This is a genomic window from Sphingomonas larreae, from assembly GCF_051400595.1.
Classification (GTDB): domain Bacteria; phylum Pseudomonadota; class Alphaproteobacteria; order Sphingomonadales; family Sphingomonadaceae; genus Sphingomonas.
This window is the reverse complement of the sequence record NZ_JBLFFI010000003.1, coordinates 103,529-120,782: the sequence shown is the minus strand read 5'-3', so window position 1 is coordinate 120,782 and position 17,254 is coordinate 103,529. Positions and strand designations below refer to the sequence as shown.

At 67.8% G+C, this 17,254-nt stretch carries 21 protein-coding genes and 1 tRNA gene; 13 read left to right on the top strand and 9 right to left on the bottom strand.

All coding sequences use genetic code 11. The features are described 5' to 3' along the window. Nucleotides 1–74: 74 nt before the first annotated feature. The 4 genes from ACMGDM_RS12105 to dapA form a co-directional block, all read right to left on the bottom strand. Entirely contained in the window at nt 75–647 is a 573-nt protein-coding gene (locus ACMGDM_RS12105; RefSeq protein WP_436804377.1) for a DUF2062 domain-containing protein, read from the bottom strand. Further along, on the bottom strand, nt 648–1,130 hold the full coding sequence (gene smpB / locus ACMGDM_RS12100; RefSeq protein WP_183919879.1) for an SsrA-binding protein SmpB: 483 nt from the start codon (nt 1,128–1,130) through the stop codon (nt 648–650). Between the two features lie 91 nt (nt 1,131–1,221). Beyond that, nucleotides 1,222–1,536: a hypothetical protein gene (locus tag ACMGDM_RS12095; protein ID WP_436804376.1), complete on the bottom strand. Its 315-nt coding sequence runs from the start codon at nt 1,534–1,536 to the stop codon at nt 1,222–1,224. 29 nt (nt 1,537–1,565) lie between these two features. Beyond that, the gene (dapA, locus tag ACMGDM_RS12090; protein ID WP_436804375.1) at nt 1,566–2,447 is read right to left on the bottom strand and encodes a 4-hydroxy-tetrahydrodipicolinate synthase; all 882 of its coding nucleotides are present in this window, start codon (nt 2,445–2,447) and stop codon (nt 1,566–1,568) included. A gap of 263 nt (nt 2,448–2,710) precedes the next feature. On the opposite strand from dapA, the gene ACMGDM_RS12085 reads away from it, so the two are divergent. The 8 genes from ACMGDM_RS12085 (at nt 2,711) to ACMGDM_RS12050 (ending at nt 9,095) form a co-directional block, all read left to right on the top strand. Beyond that, nucleotides 2,711–4,555: a lytic transglycosylase domain-containing protein gene (locus tag ACMGDM_RS12085; protein ID WP_436804826.1), complete on the top strand. Its 1,845-nt coding sequence runs from the start codon at nt 2,711–2,713 to the stop codon at nt 4,553–4,555. Nucleotides 4,556–4,601: 46 nt separating this feature from the next. After that, nucleotides 4,602–5,084, top strand: coding sequence for a transcription elongation factor GreB (gene greB / locus ACMGDM_RS12080; RefSeq protein ID WP_436804374.1), 483 nt, complete (start codon nt 4,602–4,604; stop codon nt 5,082–5,084). Nucleotides 5,085–5,135: 51 nt separating this feature from the next. Beyond that, the gene (locus tag ACMGDM_RS12075) at nt 5,136–5,369 is read left to right on the top strand and encodes a hypothetical protein (RefSeq protein WP_436804373.1); all 234 of its coding nucleotides are present in this window, start codon (nt 5,136–5,138) and stop codon (nt 5,367–5,369) included. Nucleotides 5,370–5,476: 107 nt separating this feature from the next. Further along, nucleotides 5,477–6,247 (top strand): NYN domain-containing protein, encoded by a 771-nt coding sequence (locus ACMGDM_RS12070; RefSeq protein ID WP_436804372.1) that lies wholly within the window; start codon nt 5,477–5,479, stop codon nt 6,245–6,247. A 3-nt stretch (nt 6,248–6,250) separates the two neighbouring features. After that, on the top strand, nt 6,251–7,891 hold the full coding sequence (locus ACMGDM_RS12065; protein WP_436804371.1) for a M28 family peptidase: 1,641 nt from the start codon (nt 6,251–6,253) through the stop codon (nt 7,889–7,891). A gap of 31 nt (nt 7,892–7,922) precedes the next feature. Further along, a complete protein-coding gene (locus ACMGDM_RS12060; RefSeq protein WP_436804370.1) occupies nt 7,923–8,339 on the top strand; it encodes a Uma2 family endonuclease in 417 nt (138 codons plus the stop codon). An 11-nt stretch (nt 8,340–8,350) separates the two neighbouring features. Next, nucleotides 8,351–8,494 carry a hypothetical protein gene (locus ACMGDM_RS12055; protein WP_436804369.1) on the top strand — a complete coding sequence of 48 codons (144 nt, stop codon included), beginning with the start codon at nt 8,351–8,353 and terminating at the stop codon, nt 8,492–8,494. A 166-nt stretch (nt 8,495–8,660) separates the two neighbouring features. After that, on the top strand, nt 8,661–9,095 hold the full coding sequence (locus tag ACMGDM_RS12050; RefSeq protein ID WP_436804825.1) for a Uma2 family endonuclease: 435 nt from the start codon (nt 8,661–8,663) through the stop codon (nt 9,093–9,095). A gap of 108 nt (nt 9,096–9,203) precedes the next feature. Here ACMGDM_RS12050 and ettA read toward each other — a convergent pair whose 3' ends face one another. Continuing rightward, complete coding sequence (gene ettA / locus ACMGDM_RS12045) at nt 9,204–10,883, bottom strand: energy-dependent translational throttle protein EttA (RefSeq protein WP_436804368.1); 1,680 nt, start codon at nt 10,881–10,883, stop codon at nt 9,204–9,206. Nucleotides 10,884–10,987: 104 nt separating this feature from the next. On the opposite strand from ettA, the gene ACMGDM_RS12040 reads away from it, so the two are divergent. The 4 genes from ACMGDM_RS12040 (at nt 10,988) to ACMGDM_RS12025 (ending at nt 13,309) form a co-directional block, all read left to right on the top strand. Then, a complete protein-coding gene (locus ACMGDM_RS12040; protein ID WP_436804367.1) occupies nt 10,988–12,412 on the top strand; it encodes a M20/M25/M40 family metallo-hydrolase in 1,425 nt (474 codons plus the stop codon). A 155-nt stretch (nt 12,413–12,567) separates the two neighbouring features. Continuing rightward, entirely contained in the window at nt 12,568–12,831 is a 264-nt protein-coding gene (locus ACMGDM_RS12035; protein WP_436804366.1) for a hypothetical protein, read from the top strand. Nucleotides 12,832–12,854: 23 nt separating this feature from the next. Continuing rightward, the gene (locus tag ACMGDM_RS12030; RefSeq protein ID WP_436804365.1) at nt 12,855–13,118 is read left to right on the top strand and encodes a hypothetical protein; all 264 of its coding nucleotides are present in this window, start codon (nt 12,855–12,857) and stop codon (nt 13,116–13,118) included. Between the two features lie 114 nt (nt 13,119–13,232). Next, nucleotides 13,233–13,309, top strand: a tRNA-Pro gene (locus ACMGDM_RS12025). Between the two features lie 258 nt (nt 13,310–13,567). On the opposite strand, the gene ACMGDM_RS12020 is transcribed toward ACMGDM_RS12025, so the two are convergent. Both ACMGDM_RS12020 and ACMGDM_RS12015 read right to left on the bottom strand, forming a co-directional pair. Continuing rightward, the gene (locus ACMGDM_RS12020) at nt 13,568–13,780 is read right to left on the bottom strand and encodes a hypothetical protein (RefSeq protein ID WP_436804364.1); all 213 of its coding nucleotides are present in this window, start codon (nt 13,778–13,780) and stop codon (nt 13,568–13,570) included. Nucleotides 13,781–14,039: 259 nt separating this feature from the next. Continuing rightward, a complete protein-coding gene (locus ACMGDM_RS12015; protein WP_436804363.1) occupies nt 14,040–14,294 on the bottom strand; it encodes a DUF6894 family protein in 255 nt (84 codons plus the stop codon). Nucleotides 14,295–15,550: 1,256 nt separating this feature from the next. On the opposite strand from ACMGDM_RS12015, the gene ACMGDM_RS12010 reads away from it, so the two are divergent. Continuing rightward, nucleotides 15,551–15,988, top strand: a complete 438-nt coding sequence (locus tag ACMGDM_RS12010) for a hypothetical protein (protein WP_436804362.1) — start codon at nt 15,551–15,553, stop codon at nt 15,986–15,988. Between the two features lie 552 nt (nt 15,989–16,540). Here the strand turns inward: ACMGDM_RS12010 and ACMGDM_RS12005 are convergent. After that, nucleotides 16,541–16,762 (bottom strand): hypothetical protein, encoded by a 222-nt coding sequence (locus tag ACMGDM_RS12005; RefSeq protein ID WP_436804361.1) that lies wholly within the window; start codon nt 16,760–16,762, stop codon nt 16,541–16,543. Nucleotides 16,763–16,766: 4 nt separating this feature from the next. Further along, a complete protein-coding gene (locus tag ACMGDM_RS12000) occupies nt 16,767–16,988 on the bottom strand; it encodes a hypothetical protein (RefSeq protein WP_436804360.1) in 222 nt (73 codons plus the stop codon). Between the last annotated feature and the right edge of the window lie 266 nt (nt 16,989–17,254).

Here is a 17,254-nt window from a genome sequence, read left to right as displayed (position 1 = left end):
CGTGGATCGTACGGCCGGACCCGCGCTCTCTTAACCACGCGCGCGACGTCACGCCAGCGCCGCGCGTTCCGGCGTCAGTGACATCCGCCGAACGGATGATGCGCATGGTCGTGGCGATGCCGCCATTTGCGCGCGATCCACAGCCGCCAGCCGAGGGCGGCGAGCGCATAGCCCGCCACCGCCGCCACCGCGGTGAGCACCAGCAACCCCAGCACCAGCGGCGGCCCCGCGTCCCACAGCCATTGCAGCCAGCCCGTGGCCGCCTCCGCCACCGGCTGCGCCACCGCTGGGGCGTTGGAGCGCAGCAGCCACGCGCCGATCTGATAGGCGGCGATCAGGATGAACGGCGTGGTGAAGGGATTGGTGATGAAGGTCACCAGCGCCGCCACCGGCACGTTGGCGCGGAACGGCAGCGCGATCAGCGCCGCGATCGCGATCTGCGCGACTGGGAACAATATTCCCGCCACCATACCGAGCGCGACCCCGCGCGGCACCGAGCGCCGCGTGAACCGCCACAGCTCGGGAGCGAGGACGCGGTGCGCGACCGGCCGAAGCAGGCGGCTGTTCTCCATCGATTCGCGCGTCGGCAGGTTGCGCCGGCTCCACGCCGCGACGCGATCCCACACGGTCGTCGGCCGCGCCGCCACTCAGCTATGCTCGCGCAGCACGCGCCCTGCCTCGCGCTTCCACTCGCGCTCCTTGATATGCTCGCGCTTGTCATGTGCCTTGCGGCCCTTGGCCAGCGCGAGCTCGACCTTGGCGCGACCCTTGCCGTTGAAATAGACCGTCAGCGGCACGAGCGTCATGCCATCGCGCGCCACCGCGCCGTGCAGCTTGTTGATCTCGCGCTCGTGCAGCAACAGCTTGCGTGGGCGCTTGGGCTCATGGTTGAAGCGGTTGCCATGGCTGAACTCGGGAATGTTCGAGTTCACCAGCCAGACCTCGTCGCCCTTCACCTCCGCGTAGCTCTCCGCGATCGAGCCCTCGCCGAAGCGCAGGCTCTTCACCTCGGTGCCGCTGAGGACGATGCCGGCCTCGTAGGTGGTGTCGATCGCATAGTCGAAGCGCGCGCGACGGTTCTCGGCGACGATCTTCTTCTTGTCGAAGGTGGCTGGCTTGGGACGCGACATGCGCGCGATGTAGGCGCAGCCGCCCGCGAGGGCAAAGGGGGACATGCGACGATCGAGCGCGGCAGGCATCATTTGCGCGGGAGGATGCGGCCTATCTGCCTAGCGGTATCTTGAGCCGCACCATGCCGCGGTTGCTGACGAAGCCACCCACCCCCGCCTGCTCGGCCTCGGCAGCGAGCTTGGCGCGCCCGCCAAACACCCCCGTCTCCGCTTTCGGCAGAGCGGCGGCGTCCGGGTCGTACCGCCCGGGCAGCGCGCGCACGCGAAACTGCTCCTGGTCCGGCGCGCGCCCGCAGACCATTATGTCGTCGCCGGGCCCGTTCTCCGGACAGCGCGGCACCGTTGCGCGAGGCGGTGCGATCATCGGCCCGGCCACCGCCGCCTGGAGGAGCCACCATGCCAGCATCGCCGCTCCTCCCGAGTCATCCCGAAGATCTATAGCGCGGCGTGGGCCAGTGCGGCGTCGACCGCACGCTGGCTCGCCTCGCTGGGCCACGTCATCGGCAGCCGCAGCCCGGCTGGGAAGCCCGGGCGTACCTTCGTCATGGCATATTTGACCGGGCCGGGTGATGCGTCGCTGAACAAGGCGAGGTGAAGCGGGAAGAGCCGGTCATGCAGCGCCAGCGCGCGCGCGTGGTCGCCAGTGGCACAGGCCTGCTGGAACTCGGCGCTGAGCCGCGGCGCCACGTTCGCCGTGACCGAGATGCAGCCGACCCCGCCGGTCGCGTTGAAGGCGAGCGCGAGATCGTCGTTGCCTGACAGCTGGCAGAAGCCCGCGCCGAGCGCGGCGCGATGCTGCGAGACGCGCTGGAGCACGCCCGACGCGTCCTTCACCGCGACGAACACCTGCGGGAAAGCGGTGACGATCCGCGCCAGCGTCTCGGGCTGGATGTCGGTCACCGTCCGCGCGGGCACGTTGTACAATACGATCGGCAGCGGCGCGGCGCGACCCAGCGCCTCGAAATGGCGGAAGATCCCCTCCTGCGACGGGCGATTGTAATAAGGTGGCACCATCAGCGCGGCATCGGCGCCAGCCGCTTTGGCGGCGTGCAGGTTGGTCGCCGCCACGCGCGTATCGTTCGAGCCGGCACCCGCGATCACCGGCACGCGGCCGCGTGCCTGATCGACGCAGACGCGGACGATCGCGAACTGCTCATCCTGCGTGAGCGTCGCCGCCTCGCCGGTGGTGCCGCAGGGCACCAGCGCGGTCGAGCCCTCGGCGATCTGCCACTCGATCAGCGCACGATAAGCGGTCTCGTCGAACGCCCCGGCGGCGTCGAACGGGGTGACCAGGGCGGGGATGCAACCGGAGAACATGAGGTGAATTTGCTCCTGCGACCGATAAGGGGGCGCCGTTCAGCGCAGATACGGCTAGGGTCGCGCATCTGTCCACCGGTCGCGTCAGTCAGAGAGTGAAGGCGGTTTCGTTGATCTTCGTCGTAGCAGCAGCAGGCGCCGCGATTCTCGCGGCAAGTCAATATGGCAGCGTCTCCGCGCCGCAGGGCGCTCCGGCCGCTCCGGCCGCTCCCGCGCCGGCCTATCCGCCGGTATCGGCGACGCCGCCAGCGGCACTGCCCGGAATGGCGCAGCCGCTGGCGCAGTGGAAGGTGCTCCAGCAGACCGATGCGCTGCCGTTCGACAGCTACGTCAGCTTCCTTACCGCGCATCCCGGCTGGCCCGGCGAGGCGACGCTGCGCCGCACGGTGGAGCGAAAGGCCTCCGACCCCAATGTCGCGCCCGCCAGCGTAGCCGCCTATTGCCGCCGCTGGGCGCCGCTGACGGGGGCGGGCTGGGTGGCCTGCGCGCGCGCCTATATGGCGACGGGGGCGAGCGCGCCGGCGGAGGAGGCGGCGCGCACCGCCTGGCGACTCGGGACCTTGTCGCCGCAGGACGAGGCGACCGTGCTCGGCCAGTTTGGCGGCGCGCTCTCCCCCGCCGATCACGACCGTCGCGTCGACGCGCTGCTGTGGCAGGGCAACACCGCCGCGGCCGCCCGCGTGCTCGCTTACACCAGCGCGAGCGCGCGGCTGCTCCTCACCGCGCGGCTCGCTTTCCGCACCGACGCGCCCGACGCCTCGACGCTCGCCGCGACCAGCGACGCGATCGGCGCGCGCGACCCCGGCTATATCGCGGACAAGGCGACATGGCTGCGCAACGCGGGCGCCTCGCCCAGCGCGCGGTCCTGGCTGGCGCGCAGCCGCAGCGGCATGGCGCTGCCGGGCAATGTCGAGAAATTCTACGAGGTGCTGCTGATCAACGCGCGCGCCGCGGCGGCGGACGGCCAGTGGCAGACCGCCTATGACATCGCGCGCCAGATCGACGACGCTTATCCGCCGGGCACCGACGTCTCGACCAAGGGCTATGGCGAGCGCGACGACTACACTTCGCTCGCATGGCTCGCCGGGCAGGCCGCCACCAAGCTCAACCGCCCCGCGGATGCGCGCGCCATGTTCGAGCGCTACGGTCGCGCCAGCCAGGCGCCGCAGACGCGCGCCAAGGGCTTCTACTGGGCGGCGCGTGCCGCCGAGCGCGCGCAACAGGCCGACACCGCGGCGCTGTTCGAGCGCGCGGCGGGCTACCGTGACCAATATTACGGTCAGCTCGCGCTCGAGCATCTCGGCCGGCGGCTGGTTGCGCCCCCGGCGCCGCCGACGCCGGCGCTCGATCCCGCCGCACGCCAGGCCTTCTACGCGCGCGAGATCGTGCGCGCCGCGCAGTTTTTGGGACAGACCGGGCAATATCAGGACCAGACCGCGTTCGTGAAGCAGATCGCGCTCGTCGCGAAGAGCGACACCGACCATTATCTCGCCGACGAACTGTCGCGCCAGCTGCGCCGGCCCGATCTTGGTGTGCTGGTCGGGCGCAGCGCGATGCAGAACGGGCTGACCGAATATAGCGCCAACGGCTTTCCCACCGTGGCGGTGCCGGGCGGCTACGAGGACCAGTGGACGATGATCCACGCGGTCGCGCGGCAGGAGAGCCAGTTCGACCGCACCGCGCGCAGCCCCGTCGGCGCGGCGGGCCTGATGCAGCTGATGCCCGCCACCGCGCGCGAGCAGGCCGGCAAGCTCGGCCTGTCCTACGACGCCGGGCGGCTGGTCACCGACACCGGCTATAACATCCAGCTCGGCTCCAGCTATTTCCAGCGTATCTTCGGGCTGTACGGCAGCTACCCGCTGGCGATCGCGGCCTATAACGCCGGGCCGGGCAACGTGAACAAATGGCTGCGCGCGAACGGCGATCCGCGCACCGGCGCGGTCGACATGGTCGATTGGGTCGAGGCCATCCCCTATTCGGAGACGCGCAACTACGTGCAGCGCGTGCTCGAGAATGCGGTAGTGTACGATCTCATGAACCCGCCGCGCGCGCGCAGCCGCGGGCCCAACAATCTCAGCTGGTACCTGGGTCGCAGCCGCGGCGGGTGACGGCGCCCCTTTCCTCGCCCGCCGCCGATCGCCTAGCGTCACGCCAATGGACCGTCCCAATTACATCACCCCCGCCGGCTATGCCGCGCTGCGTGCCGAGTACGACCAGCTTTTCGCCACCGAACGCCCGGCGCTCGTCGAGACGATCGCCTGGGCGGCGGGGAACGGCGATCGCTCGGAAAACGGCGATTATATCTACGGGCGCAAGCGGCTGCGCGAGATCGACCGACGGCTCGGCTGGCTGTCGAAGCGGATGAAGGCGGCCAAGGTGGTCGATCCGGCGCAGCAGCCCGACCGTTCGCGCGCCTGGTTCGGCGCCACCGTCACCATCGCCGACGAGGACGACCGGAAGCGCGTGCTCACGCTGGTCGGCGACGACGAGGCGGACGCGGGAGCCGGGCGCGTCGGCTGGAACGCGCCGCTGGCGCGCGCGCTGCGCGGCGCCGCGGTGGGCGATCTGCGCCGGGTGCAGCTGCCGGTCGGGGAACGCGAATTCGAGATCGTCGCGCTCTCGTATCCGCCCGCCTGAGGAACGGCCTCCCCGTCCGCGCCGTTGGTTGCGTGACGAAGGAGAGAGACGATGGCCAACGAGAACCCGCGCACCGAGAGCGCACGCGACCATGACGACAAGGACGTGATCGAGGGCATGATCCCCGGCGGCGAGGCGGTGCCGAGCACCGGTGGCGGCGCGCTGGCCCGCGAGGTCGGCAGCCGGGACGATCTCGGCCAGGTCGACGATCCCGATGGCTCGGTCCGCGCGACCAAGCAGGAGGACATCGACTCCGGGGTGGCCTATCGCAGCGATCGGCGCTGAGCCGAGGGCGGCACCGGCCCGGCGAAGCGCCGCGGGATCGTCGCGACCGCCTCGCCGGGCCGCGGTTAAGGCGTTGACCTGCGTCGCGTCACCGCCGATGCAGCGTCATGGCCGAAGACGCCCCTCCCACCCGCAACATCGCCCTGCTGATCGACGCGGACAACGCCTCGTGGCACACGCTCGACCCGGTGCTCACCGCGCTCGCCGAATTCGGCCGCGTCAACGTGCGCCGGGTCTATGGCAATTGGGTCAAGGAAGCGCTCAAGGGCTGGCGCGACATGACGGTGAAGCACGGCATCGAGCCGCAGCAGCAATTCGATCTCACCCGCGGCAAGAACGCGACCGACATGAAGATGACGATCGATGCGATGGACCTGCTCCATCGCGGCCGCGTCGATGCGTTCGGGATCATGTCGTCCGACAGCGACTTCATGCCGCTTGCCACGCGGATCCGGCAGGACGGGCTCGACGTCTACGGCTTCGGCAACGCCAGCACCCCTGAGGGCTTCCGCAACGCCTGCACCCGCTTCATCGACGTCAACGCGCTGCTGGAGACGACCAAGCCCAAGCGCGCGCGCCGGGTCGAGGTGCCGTTCGACGAATCGGTGCCGCCCGCGATCGGCACGAGTGCGACGCGAACGGCCGGCACCGTCAACGACCCCGAGCTGCTCCACCTGCTCCACGACGCCTATGACTCGCTCAAGCCCGACGAGGACGGCTTCGTCGGGCTGTCCGCGCTTGGGCAGCGTGCCGCCAATCGCTCGAGCTTCGACGTGCGCAATTATGGCTACAAGCGGCTCTCCGATCTGGTCGACGCGATCCCCTCGATCGACGTCGACCGCCGCGACAATCACGTCTTCGTGCGCTGGAAGGACTGACCTTTGCCCCGTTCACTTGCCCCGCTCGCCGCGCTGGCGCTGATCGCGGCGCCCGCGCTCGCGCAGACTACGCCGCACGCCGATCCCAAGCGACTCTCCGACGACGTCCGCACGCTCGCCGCGCCTGATTTCGGCGGGCGCGCGCCGGGCACGCCGGGCGAGCGCAAGACGCTCGACTGGCTGGTCGCACGCTTCAAGGCGCTCGGCCTCGCCCCCGCCGGCGACGACGGCCAGTACCTGCAGCGCGTGCCGCTGATCCACACCCGCGTCGCGCCGGACGCGGCGATGCGCGCGGGCGATCTCGTCCTGACGCAGGGCAAGGAGGTCGCGGTCACCAGCGTGCGCCACGCCGCGACGATCGCGATCAAGGACTCGCCGCTGGTGTTCGTCGGCCATGGCGTCCGCGCGCCCGAGGTCAAATGGGACGATTTCAAGGGCCTGGACCTGCGCGGCAAGACGCTTGTCTTCCTCGTCAACGATCCCGACTTCGAGGCGAGCGCCGGCGACGATGCCAAAAGCCGGTTCGGCGATCGCCGCATGACCTATTACGGCCGCTGGACCTACAAGTTCGAGGAAGCGGCGCGGCAGGGCGCCGCCGCGGCGCTGATCATCCATGACACCGCAGGCGCGGGCTATCCCTGGTCCACCGTCAATGCCTCGAACGGCGAGAACTACGACATCGTTCGCGGGGCTGATGACCCGCGCGTGCCGTTGCAGGGCTGGATCGAGCATGACACCGCCGAGCGGCTGTTCGCCGCCGCCGGGCTCGATCTCGCCGCGCTGCGCGTCAAGGCGCGCGCGGCCTCGTTCCGGCCGGTCGAACTGGGCAAGGACTTTTCCGCTACGGCGACCGTCGCGGTCGACCGCGTGACCAGCGCCAACGTGCTCGCCAAGGTTCCGGGCACGACCCGCCCGAACGAGTCGGTGATGTTCGCGGCGCATTGGGACGCCTATGGCGACGGCCCGCCCGACGCGACCGGGCGCACGCTTCGCCCCGGCGCCAACGACGATGCGCTCGGCACCGCGGGGGTGGTCGAGCTGGCACGGCTGTTCAAGGCGGCACCGGCGCCCGATCGCTCACTGGTGTTCGCGCTGTGGACCGGTGAGGAACGCGGGCTGCTCGGTTCGGAATATTACGCGACACATCCGACGATGCCGCTCGCCACCACCGCGGCCAACCTCACGCTCGACATCCTCCAGACCGCGGGACCGGCCAAGGACGTCGTCCTGGTCGGACCCGGCCAGTCGACGCTCGATCCGCTGCTCGCCGACGCCGCGCGCGCGCAGGGGCGGACGATCACGCCCGAGACCTTCAGCGAGCGCGGCCTGTTCTACCGCGCCGACCATTTCTCGACGGTGCGCCGCGGCGTCCCCGCGCTGCTGCTGATGGCGCTCGGCGGCGCACCGGAGCTGGTCGAGGGCGGGCGCGTCGCGGGCCAGAAATGGCTCGACGACTACATGGCCTGCTACCACAAGACCTGCGACGCATGGGACGCGGGCTGGGATCTGCGCGGCGCGGCGATGGACGTCGATCTGTTTCACGCAGTCGGTGCGCGGGTGGCGCACGCCGGCGTGTGGCCGGCGTGGAGCACGGGCAGCGAGTTCGCCACCACGCGCGCGGGGAGCGCCGCCGCGCGAAAGTGATCCGGTGCGGCCGGCGTGCTTTGATGGGCGCATGACGGACCAGGTCCCGCTCACGCGCTTGCCACGCCGGGTCAGGCTGCGGGTCGAAGATTACCTCGCGCTCGACCGGGCGGGCGCGTTCGACGCTTATGGTAGGACGGCGCTGCTCGACGGCGACGTCCATTACGTGAACTCGCATCACCGCCCGCATGCCCGCGTCCTCGCCCGATTGTTCGGCGCAATCCGTGCTGCGGTACGAGATCGCAGCGACGGACCTGAAGCGCTGATGGACGCGTCGATCGCAATGCCGCCGCACAACGTGCCGCAGCCCGACGTCGTCCTCACCCGCGAGCCCGAGGGCGAGGGGCTGATCCCGCTCTCGTCCGTTGCGCTCGCAGTGGAGGTGTCCGACACAAGCCTGCGGCACGATCTCGGGCGCAAGCGCCGCATCTACGCGCGCGGGGCGTAGCGGAATATTGGGTGGCCGACGTGCGCGGACGCGTGATCCACCAGTTCTGGTCGCCGCTTGGCAGCGACTATCGCGAGCGCCGGTGCGTGGCGTTCGGCGCCCCGGTCACGGGCGCGACGCTAGACGGGTTCGTGGTCGATACCGAGGCGCTGTAACACAGGGCAACGCCCGGCAGCGCTATGATGGGAGCACAGGATGACAGCGCATGATCGCCTCGCCCCCGGGAGATACCGGCTGACGATAGATGACTACCTCAGGCTCGCTGACGCGGGTGCCTTCGGCGAGCAGCGCGCCGAACTGATTGAGGGGGACATCTGGGTGATGAGCGCGATCCATGCGCCGCACGGCGAGGTCCATGCGACGCTGACCTATACCATCAAGGCGGCGCTGACGGCGATCGGTTCGACATGGCGCCCGATGCTCTGTGTCTCCACCCGCTTGAGCGAACATAATTTGGTGGAGCCGGACATCGTCGTAGTAACGAAAGCCGATGACGGCCTTTTGGCCGGCGAGGCGGTCTATCTCGCGGTCGAGGTCGCCAGCTTGACCTTGCGTCATGATCTTGGCGCCAAGGCCAAGGCCTATGCGGGCGCCGGGGTACCGGAGTATTGGGTGGTCGATGTCGGTGGGCGCGTGATCCATCAGCTCGGGGAGCCGTGCGCCTCGACTCATCTCAGGCGAGCGCTCGTCCCCGTCGGCGAAACCGTGGCGGCAGCGACCGTCGCCGGCTTGACGGTAACGACGCACGACCTCTGAGCCCGGCAGCGCGCCGTCTGATAGGAATCGACGTCCGGGTCGCCACCGCGACCCCTCTGCCGGCGGGTGAGGACGCGCACGATCTGATGCGGCGTCCCCACCGAGCCGTCAGCGTGTCAGCTTCTTGTACGCCAGCCGCGTCGGACGATCGGCCGCGTCGCCCATGCGACGACGCTTGTCTTCCTCATAGCTCTCGTAATTGCCCTCGAACCATTCGACATGGCTGTTGCCCTCGAAGGCGAGAATGTGGGTGCAGAGGCGATCGAGGAAGAAGCGATCGTGGCTGATCACCACCGCGCAGCCCGCGAAGGTCTCCAGCGCCTCCTCCAGCGCGCGCAGCGTCTCGACGTCGAGGTCGTTGGTCGGCTCGTCGAGCAGCAGGACGTTGCCGCCCTCCTTGAGCATCTTGGCCATGTGGACGCGGTTGCGCTCACCGCCCGAGAGCTGGCCGACCTTCTTCTGCTGGTCCGGGCCGCGGAAATTGAACGCGCCGACATAGGCGCGCGTGCCCAGCTCCTGCTTGCCGAAGCGGAACACCTCGAGCTCGTCGGAGATCTCCTGCCAGACGTTCTTGTTGGGATCGAGGTCGTCGCGGCTCTGGTCGACATAGCCGAGCTTCACCGTCGAGCCGACCTCGATCGTGCCGGCGTCGGGCTGCTCCTGCCCGGTGATCAGCTTGAACAGGGTCGACTTGCCCGCTCCGTTGGGGCCGATCACGCCGACGATGCCGCCCGGCGGCAGCGTGAAGTCGAGGTTCTCGAACAGGAGGCGGTCGCCATAGGACTTGGTCAGCCCCTTGGCCTCGATCACCTTGCCGCCGAGCCGCTCGGGCAGCTGGATCAGGATCTGCGCCTTGCCGGCGACCCGATTCTCCTGCTTCGCCATCAGCTCGTCGAACGCGCGGATACGCGCCTTGCTCTTGGTCTGGCGTGCCTTGGGGGTCTGGCGCATCCAGGCGAGCTCGTCGGCGATCGCCTTTTGCTTGCCCGCCTCCTCGCGCTCCTCCTGCTCGAGGCGCTTGGCCTTCTTCTCGAGATAGCCCGAGTAGTTGCTCTCATAGGTGTAGTAGCGCCCGCGATCGAGCTCGAGCACCCAATTGACGACATTGTCGAGGAAGTAGCGGTCGTGGGTGACGAGGATGACGTTGCCCGCATATTCCTTGAGGAAGTTCTCGAGCCACGACACGCTCTCGGCATCGAGGTGGTTGGTCGGCTCGTCGAGCAGCAGGATGTCGGGCTTTTCCAACAGCAGCCGGCACAGCGCGACGCGGCGGCGCTCGCCGCCCGACAGCTTGGTCACGTCCGCGTCGCCCGGCGGGCAGCGCAGCGCCTCCATCGCCACCTCGAGCTGATTGTCGAGCGTCCAGCCGTCGACCGCGTCGATCTTGCCCTGGAGCTCGCCCATTTCTTCCATCAGTGCGTCGAAATCGGTGTCGTCCTTCGGATCGCCCATCTCGGCCGAAATGGCGTTGAAGCGATCGACCAGGTCGGCGATGGGGCGCACGCCGTCCTTGACGTTGCCGATCACGTCCTTGCTGGGATCGAGCTGAGGCTCCTGCGCGAGATAGCCGACGCGGACGCCCTCGGCGGCCCAGGCCTCGCCGGTGAAGTCCGGGTCCATTCCCGCCATGATCTTCATCAGCGTCGACTTGCCGGCGCCGTTGGGGCCGATGATCGCGATCTTCGCCGAAGGGATGAACTGCAGGTGGATGTTGTTGAGAACGGGCTTGTTCGCGCCCGGGAAGGTCTTGGTCAGACCCTTCATGACATAGGTGTACTGGACGGCCATCTGGCGCGCTGCTCCATGGGCTGGGTGCGACGGGAAATCGGTCGCGCATGTAAGCGCGCAGGGGCGCGTTGGCAAATTGCGCGCGCTTGATTACGCCGCCAATCATGAACCGCTTCCCGCTCCGCACCGCCGCGCTCGCCACCAGCGCCCTCGCCGCCCTCGTCGCGCTCGCTGCACCCGCTGCCGCGCAACACGCCGTGCCGCCCGCGCCCGCGGCGGTGATGCCCGAGGTGGCGGCGCTGCGCGACGCCGCGCTGAAGGACGATCTCGCCTATGAGCTGGTCGAGGGGCTGACAACCGAGATCGGCCAGCGCCTCGCCGCGACCGACGCCGAGGCACGCGCCCGCGACTGGGCGGTGAAGAAGCTCACCGCGCTGGGCTTCAGCAACGTCCGTTCCGAGCCCTTCACCATGCCGCTGTGGCTGCGCGGCGAGGAGCAGGCCGAGATCGTTGCGCCCTTCCCGCAGAAGCTGAAGCTGGTCGCGCTCGGCCATTCGGCCGCAACGCCGCCCAAGGGGATCACTGCCGAGCTGGTGGTGTTCCCGACCTATGGCGACCTGGTTGCCGCGGCGGCGGGCTCGCTCAAGGGCAAGATCGCCTATGTCGGCAACAGCATGCAGCCGACCCAGGATGGCTCGGGCTATGGCGCCAACGGCGTTGCGCGCTTCAACGGCCCCGGCGTCGCCGCGAGCAAGGGTGCGGCGGCGATCGTGATCCGCTCGATCGGCACCGACACGCATCGCCTGCCCCACACCGGCACGACCGACTTCCCCGACGGCGTGAAGCCGATCCCCGCCGCGGCGCTGTCCGTGCCCGACGCCACGCTGATCGAGCGCATGGCGAAGCGCGGCCAGCCGATCCGGATGCACCTGCTGCTCACCCCGCGCTCCCCCGGGCCGAGCCAGTCCGGCAACGTCATCGCCGAGGTGCCCGGTACCGATCCCAGCGCGGGCGTGGTGCTGGTCGGCGGCCACCTCGACAGCTGGGACCTCGCCACCGGCGCGATCGACGATGCCAGCGGGGTCGCGATCACCGCCGCCGCGGCCAAGCGGATCCTCGACAGCGGGCAGCGTCCGCGCCGCACGATCCGCGTCGTCTGGTTCGGCGCGGAAGAAGTGGGTGGCCTTGGCGGCGCGGCCTATGCCGAGCGCCACGGCAAGGAGCGCCACGCGATCGCGGCCGAAAGCGATTTCGGCGCCGACCGGGTGTGGCGCTTCGAGACGATGCTGCCGGCAAGCGCCGCGGCGGTGGGAGACCGGCTCGCCAGCGCGCTCGCCCCGCTCGGCATCGTGCGCGGCACCGGCAAGGCGGGCGACGGTACCGACATCGCCGCCACGATCTCCACCGGTGTCGCCGGGGTCGATCTCAACCAGTCGGGCCTGCGCTACTTCGACACGCACCACACCCCGGACGACACGCTGGAGCGGGTCGATCCCGAGCAGTTGCGGCAGAATGTCGCCGCCTGGACGGCCATGCTCGCGATCGTCGCCAATGCACCCGAGGAGATCGGTCCGGTGCCGCGGCCCTGACCGCAAACGGGTGCGAACGCGCGTTCACCGTTCGTCGCAAGCTTTCAGAGAGATGAATTTTGCTTATTGACCCCCCACGGCGGTAGGGTATGGCGGAATTTCGCGACGGCGTTGGGGTCGGCCGCGAATGGTTTATGATGCTTGGGAGCATTCAGATGAAGAAGATCCTGCTCGTCGCCGCCGCCGCGTCGCTGATGTCGGTCGCCGCCTGCTCGAAGTCGCCGGAGGCCGCTGCGGTCGAGAACAACGCCGACATGATGGCGGACAACATGGACGCGCTCGCGGGCAACGTCGCCGACATGTCGAACACCACCGCGAACCCGTTCGCCGAGGACAATGCTGAGTCGGTCGCGGAGAACATCCACTCGGCCGCCGAGAACGTCCGTGACGCCGGCGAGGACGCCGCGCACAACATGTGATCGACCGGGTAGGGTTCGGGAGGATGAGGCGCTCGCTGCTTCCGCTGCTCGCCGCCGTTGCGCCGCTCGGCGCCGCCGCGTGCGATCGCAGCCCCGAACCCGCCTCGATCGGGAACAATGCCGAGATGATGGCCGACGCGCTCGAGCGCCGCGCCGACAATCTCGAGGCGATGGCCGAGGCCGCCGCCAACGACAGCGCCGCCGCGATGCTGGCCGGCGCTGAGACGAACTTCGGGGACGATGCCGGCAGCGCCGGCAATGTCGCGGCCGATCCGGCGACGCGCTGAGCGCTCGTCCGGTAAGGCGACGATGGTATTGATAAGGGGCACCTTCGGGTGCCCCTTCGTTCGTCGACCGCTGCTTGCGCGCGCGCGCGACGGCGACTAGGTCGACGTTGGCGTCGGGGAGTGGCGCAGTCTGGTAGCGCGCCTGCTTTGGGAGCAGGATGTCGCAGGTTCGAATCCTGTCTCCCCGACCACAGCCTTATTTCACCGCATCCCTGCCACCGCCGTTTTGGGCCGTAAACCCAAGGGCCAACAACCGCTTGTTCGCGGTCCCAGCCGGGCGCATCCGTACCCCGTCAACCGCGAGGCTTGTGGGGGTAGTTTGGGGGTACAGTCCGCGAAGGCCGGGGGTACCGGATGCTGACGGATCTGGCGTGCCGCCGGGCGGTTCCGCGGGCGACCGCGTACAAGCTCAGCGACGGATCCGCCTTCAACTGAGCCTGCGACGTCGATTATGCCTTCTTCGACTTCACGCGCCCTTCGCTGAAGCCGTTGAACCAAGCGGTTCGCATCTCAAAATTCTCGTGGCCATAGGGACATTCTACGCCTTGGTGCGACAAGTCAGCTCCTGCACGCTCACCGCTGGATCGCGCTGCCTCAAGATCAGCTTCGCCCTCGTCGACGCCGACGTTCGCTGCAACGGTTTCTGCATCAGCTCTATTCATGACCGTGCCATCTGTCCTGGGCCTTTCGCTCGAAAACCTTCAGGCGCCGCTTCGCCACCCGATAAACAGAGAGCTCGTACGACATCTTTTCGCTTGTGACGTGGACACCTTCAACAAACAGCACAGAGCCTAGCGCGTCCATGACGGCGCGCTCAGCAGCCGCCAGCATCTTCCAATCGCGTTCCGTCACTGTATCTTCAACGTTTGAGGCCGATGCACAATCGGATAAGCGGTCCGGCCACTTAGACGAAGCCGGCTGTTACGCATCGAAGCGCTTCCCGCTCGCTGGTGACACGAAGCCGGAAGTCATAAGGGTGGCCAGGATAAGCCCACTCTCGTCGGTGACATCGACCTGCAGGTGCCCGTCGGCCCAGAATGATCCGTCGACGATTGCCAGCGCGCGGCTGGCTTCCTCAACAGCCTGCGTCTTGGCAGCGGACAGGTTCGGCAGGTCGACGACCTTGTTGCCGATCTCGCCTTTGTCGTCGCTGATGGTGAAGCGGAAGCGGGTCATGACTCCGTAATGCCGCTCAGCTCAGATCGATGCTGGCGTCCACCCATGTTACGGCGATTGCAGCTTAGCCTGACGCTCAGGCGACGGCATAGATGAGAAAAGGGACCCGGCAGACTGATCTACCGGGCCGAGGTCAAACCCTCGTGGCTGAGGATCTGTGGGTCGCAGGGCATCGGTAAGGCACCGCCCCTTCTTCTCGCCACCGCCTTTCCTTACATCAACCTGATCGGCATTACTGATGCTCGTGCGCCCGCTGATCTTACCGGCACGCTCACTCTGCAAAAAGCTCCAGACTACCTCGGGAAAACGTGGGTCTAGTGTGGGGCTGGAAGCTCGGTGACCGGTAGAGGAGGAGGCGGTGGCGGCACCGGAATGCAGAACGGCGCGTAGCAGCCCTCAGGGCGGGGGACGCCAGGCCGATAGGTCATGGTCGACAGGATGAGCTTGGAATGCGTGGCTCGCGCTACCGCTACGGTAGCCGGAGCAACCCTGTACTTAGCCAGCAAAGGGCTGATGGCTGCGGCAAAGATATCACTCGAGGCCCAGCCGCTTCCGGAGTGCAACTTACCAGGCGTCCGTGATCATCCAAATTGCATTCCCATTGCACGCTACCAGCAGTCTCGGCCCCCTTGGGGAACACGTGCTGGAAGTCTGCATCATCTGGGACCGACAGCCATTCGATTTCGACGGAGTTGCCACGTGGTCCGGGGAAAAGGATTGCACCTGGCTGGTGTGCGGCGGCCTCGGCGCTCCCTGTAAACGGGATCATACGTGCCGAGAGGGCGGCTGAGTTTCTCATTTGCGCTTATCTCGCCTGACCTATGAGTCACCCGCATCCCTTACATCTCGTCCCAGCACCACCCCTGAGTGGTTGAGGAATCCGATTGTGGGCGAGCTCGCGAAAGCGGATATTCCATAGCTCGCCGGCATCAGCCCAGCTGCGCGCCAACTGGGTGTCGTCCTGTCGGCCCTCCCATAGCTCCTCTGCCAGCCGCTCAAACCAGCCCCTCGGAATCGGTCGAGCCGCATAGCGCACCTCCGGCGGAGTTGTGGCCTACGCCAGGCGCATGTCCGACTCGGTCTAGATTCTCGCGGGCGCTCATTGCCTCCAAATGACGCAAGCTGGTGAGTCAAACCAGCCTTTTTGTTCACGCCCTGTTCCGTATGCTGGCGTCATGGTCGGCCCGCCAAAGACTCTTCAAGACCTCCGCCGAGTCGAGGGATCGATCCGCGTCACCTGCCAATCGTGCAAGGCAGTGAAGCAATATGACCGGGAGGTGTTGATCATCGATCGGCGCTCCCAGCGTCGCTCAATGGAGTGGGAAATCGTCCTCCGCGACATGCCCTGCCGCTCGTGCGACTCGAAGGACACGCGGGTGGACGGCGTACCATTCGGCAGTAGCGACCCCGAGCTACGCGCCCAACGCGCTCGATCGCTGCTGATGAACCTGGCACTGGCGGTGTTGGACGATGCCAGCCGGCGCGCGCGGGACGAGGACGTCTGCACACCCTCAACTCGTCTCGCCCTGCGCGTGCTGCGGCCCTACCTGCCCGACCGCGAACTGCTGATGACGTTCTGGACCGCGGCGGAGACCGGACGAGGCAAGCCGCACGGGCCGGCGCTTCAGGCGATGCGGTGGATCGTTACCAAGCTGGTGGACGCAGGGCATCCGGTGTGGGCGGAGTTCCGCTAACTAGAAGGTGGTAGCCTGTCCAAACTTGGCACACATCGCTTTGATTATCGAGGGAACCTGGGAAATCCCCCTCCTCGGACGCCGGATTTGCATAGAGACAAATCGCGTTTCTGAACCTTAGATGACTTCCAGATTGAAAGAAGCGGCCAGCTTCGACGCTAGCTCGACGTGGTGCGCAGATGGTCTTTTGGGGGGCGGAAATGGCAAACGCCAACATTTTGGTCAGACTTCTGATGAGCGTCGGGGGATGCATCTTGCTGCTCAGCGCTATCGTCGCGCTGTCGTTGTACACCATCGTCCGCGGCGCCGAGGTGTCAGCCCAGTAGGTTGGCTCGGGATGCGTCTGTAGAAGCCGGGAGCGCTGTGGGAGCGGTGATCGGCCGATGGGCTGGAGCTTTCGGACGCGCCGCCGAAGGTTGAGGGACGAATCCCAGCGCCCGGAACACCTCGGGCGCGTTGGATCGCTTCGGCGTGCGTGAGAGCATATCGACCTCGACATCGAGGCAGCGAGCCTGATTGGCTTCGTGTTCAAGCTGCGCAGCGAAGAGCAGATCACTGCCCCATATCAGCACGGCGGTGATCGCCCATGCGCCAAGTTCCGAAGATAGTGCCGCGCCCGACTAGCATCAGCATTACGCAAATCGCGCCAGCTGCTGCGCAGGTCACAGCCCAGGAGAGGTCGACGTACTTCAGTAATGGCGCCGCGATGAAGGCGATGACCACCACGAAGATGGTGAGCGCCTGAACCGACGTCTGCGCGCGAGTGGCGCTCATTGTGTCAGCAATCCAGTTCCCGCCGCTGGATCTCGGCGGCTAGCGTCTCGGTCTCGCGGTCCCTTGGCTCACCTGAAGCGCTCAGGAGCGCCTGTCGCAAGCCGTCATCATCCCCTGGCACGAAGGCGCCGCCGCGCTCCGGCGCGCTGACGAGCACGCACCAGTAGCACGGCGCGTTGCGATTTGAGGCATCGAACTTGCTGAAGCGGGTCTCGCGGCGCTTCACTCTCCCCACCTCGCCGGTCTGCGGGCCGCCGTAGACGGGGAGTGTCGGTGCGGCCCCGAAGTGCGGACCATCAGAAATCCAGCCCGCGCCGCTCGACCTCAGCCGGCAACACGTCAATGCGCGGGTCGTTGGACAGAGCCTGCATCCATTTGGTGAGCAACTCCTGGTCGGTCCAGTTGGCGAGCGCTTCGGGCGCGGGCGGATCGTCAGGAACGCTCAGGGGTTGCCTGTCAGAGGGCCAAGATCAAGCCGCTATGCGGCCGCTG